At 60.0% G+C, this 3,117-nt stretch carries 2 protein-coding genes; one reads left to right on the top strand and one right to left on the bottom strand.

Annotation, left to right across the window (positions count from 1 at the left end; genetic code table 11):
• Nucleotides 1-837, top strand: an 837-nt coding sequence (locus tag VMH22_02065) for an IS66 family transposase (protein ID HTW90476.1), incomplete at its 5' end; no start/stop codon positions are given.
• Nucleotides 838-1,323: 486 nt separating this feature from the next.
• Here VMH22_02065 and VMH22_02060 read toward each other — a convergent pair.
• Nucleotides 1,324-3,117, bottom strand: a 1,794-nt coding sequence (locus VMH22_02060) for a TonB-dependent receptor (protein ID HTW90475.1), incomplete at its 5' end; no start/stop codon positions are given.

Below are 3,117 nucleotides of genomic sequence, written 5' to 3'. Positions count from 1 at the left end.
ATGAAGACGCTGCTGCTCAAGCGATCCGTACTGCATGCCGACGAAACGCCGGTCCCGATGCTGAAGCCGGGCCTGAAACGCACCCACCGAAGTTACCTGTGGGCGTATGGCACGACCGCGTTCGATCCGGACCAGATCGTCGTCTACGACTTCGCCGAGGGTCGCGGTGGCGACTATGCCCGGGCGTTCCTCGGCGACTGGAAGGGTCAGCTCGTCTGCGACGACTACCAGGGCTATGACGCGCTGTTCCGCGGTGGCGTCACTGAGGTCGGCTGCATGGCGCACGCTCGCCGCAAGTTCCACGCGCTACACGTCAATCACCAGAGCGAGATCGCGGCGGAGGCGCTTGAACTGTACGGCGCGCTGTACGCCGTCGAACGCGAGGCCAAGGACCTGGAGCTTGATGCAGCAGGACGGCGCCGTCTGCGTCAGGAGAAGGCCAAACCCGTCGCCGAGAAGCTCCGCGCGTGGCTCGATCGGAAGCTCGCGCAGGTGCCGGAAGGATCGGCCACATCTAAGGCCATCAGCTACAGCCTGCGTCGCTGGGACGCGCTCACGCGCTACCTCGACGACGGCAACCTGCCGATCGATAACAACTGGCTCGAGAACCGCATCCGGCCCATCGCGATCGGTCGCAACAACTGGCTGTTCGCGGGATCCGCCCGCGCCGGTCGCCGTGCCGCCATCGTGATGAGCCTGATCCAGAGCGCCAGGCTCAATGGCCACGATCCTTATGCGTACCTGCGCGATGTCCTGGAGCGCTTGCCGCTGACCCCTGAACATCGCCTCGTCGAGCTGATGCCGCACGTCTGGAAGCCAACCGTCCGCATCCACTGACCCGCAATCAACGAGGACGGGATGCCCGGACGCTTACGGTGCCCCCGTCTCCGACAAGGGGTGAATTCCCGACGCGGCCGCCGACTGCGAGTTCGTCGCGCTGAGTGCGGCGTATACTTCCGGCAGCGTTGCATTGCCCACGATCTTAGTTGTCGCGCTCCCTTTCGCCCTCATCTCGCTGAAACTCAGACGCACTTCTTCGACCTACTACTCGGGGCAGGGGTCGTAATCTCGACGGTTGCTGCCGTGCCACCGTGGCGCGCAGGTTTGTCTATCCGGCGACGCCGCTTCAATTCGGTCCGGATGAAGCCTTTCTAATCGTGGCGATCGCGGCCGGAGGCCTCGTCACGGCGGTGGAGCTCTGACCCGGGGAATCATCGTCGGATTTCCAAAGGCGCAGAAATCGCAGTGGCTGGCACGCTAAGGAACAGAAGGCCATTGCCCATCGCGGCCACACATGACCGGGCTAAGCGATGGCCACTATTCCTAGTGCCGCCAAGGGTGAACAGTGACCTGCAAAAGGATCTCCTGCGGCCGTCCAATGTACGCAAGGGACGAGGCCGTGGTGGCATTGCCTGTACCTGCACCGGCGTCAACCCCCTCCGTCAGGTAGTACCTGTTTGTACAGTCGCGGCAAAGGAGTGCAACCTCCCAGGCTCCATCGGTCGGGCCCACGTGCAGGCCGAAGTTCATGAGTACGTAGGATCCCTGGTAACTCAGCGGCTGCAGGGAGTTCTGCGCGAGATAGGAGCTTGAGTAGGTTAGCCCGGCACTGAGGGTCGCTGTGTATCTACCGGTTGGATTCAACTTGTAGCTACCGCCCAGGAACCCGACCCATCTCGGTGCAAGGCTGAGGGTCCGGCCGGTGAGGTTCTGATACGCCAACGTTGCCGTGGTGACGCACCCCTCTGCCAGTGTTTGCTGGGAGTAACACGCCGCAAAATCAAAGGCCGAGTAGTAGGACTTGTTATAATTGATATAGGAATTCAGCGACAGCCCGAGGATGTGCTGAGGACTATAGGCCGTCGTGAGTTCAATGCCCTGAACCCGCGCGTCGGCGCCGTTGCGGGTGATGGACCTATGGGCCGCGACGTCCGTAACAGCCACCTGCAAATCCCGATAGTTGTACCGGTAGCCCACAGCGGTCAATGCGACCTGACGGCTGAAGAGTTCCGCCTTGATGCCGCCTTCGAATCCTTCGGTCCTCTCGCCGGCGAACGGACTTACGTTGGTCGCATTGAACGACGGCGCGGCTAGGTCCACGTTGAAGCCCGGTCCCTTGTAGCCCTCCTTGTAGGAAGCAAATGTCATCACGTCGTCGTTCGGGGAGTACCTCAAAGTGACTTCCGGGGTGACTGCGGTCTCCCTTACAGATCGCAGGTTCTCCGGTACGTTTTGAATATCTTCACCTGGCGGACCTGGCGAAAACAATGCCGGGTAGTTATGAAACACCGCCATGCTCGTGAAGTGCTTCTCGACGTAGGTATAGCGGACTCCCGCACTGAGGTCCCAGTGTTGGTTTGGCCGCAGCGTGAACTGACCGAACACCCCGTCGGTTTCGCTCTTTAGTCGCGTGTTAGAGTCGGTGTAAAGATTGTAAGTACCGAGCTGCGCCAGGCTCCCCGCTCCGACGATAACGAGATCTAGCTTGTCCGTCCTGGTTGTTGGATTGTACAGCGCGCCGACCATGAAATTGAACCAACTGTCCTGCCAGTTACTGATGAGGCGCAATTCCTGGGAAAACTCCTGCGATTGATCAGAGGCGCCAACATCAACGAGGTCGACTCCCGGGCTGGGACTCGCGCCCGCCTCTTGTCCGTTGGTCCACTCCAATGCGGTTACGGAAGAGAGCGTGAGACCGGGCGTGATGTCGTAGCTGATGCTCAAGATGCCCAAGGCGGTGTCGGTATACTCGTAGGGAACCCCATCCCGGTAAATGGGTAACGGTGTTGCAACCGCAAAAGAGGCATTGTTGAACGCGTTGAAATTCAAATTCGGATTGTAGGGAAGTACATCCGGAGTACCGCCGACGAATCTATTGGCCGTGCAGTCATCGTACTGCCGATAGTATGGGGTTGCCGTTCCGCCGGGCGGACAGATGTTTTGACTCAAATCACCGAACCAGTTATCCGAAGTGTCGCTTGTGAACCCACCCTTGAATTTCACGTGAAGTCGCCGCTCGGCCCCGTCGTACTTGAGCGTCAGGCGGGCTGCACTGCTTTGCCCGCCCGGTAAATGGTGGTTAGAGTTATCGGGGTTTGGATTTGTCATCCAACCTTC

Source organism: bacterium (genome assembly GCA_035505375.1).
Lineage (GTDB): Bacteria > Hydrothermota > Tepidihabitantia > Tepidihabitantales > Tepidihabitantaceae > UBA2258.
The sequence above is the reverse complement of the archived record's forward strand: the minus strand, read 5'-3'. Positions and strand labels throughout refer to the sequence as shown.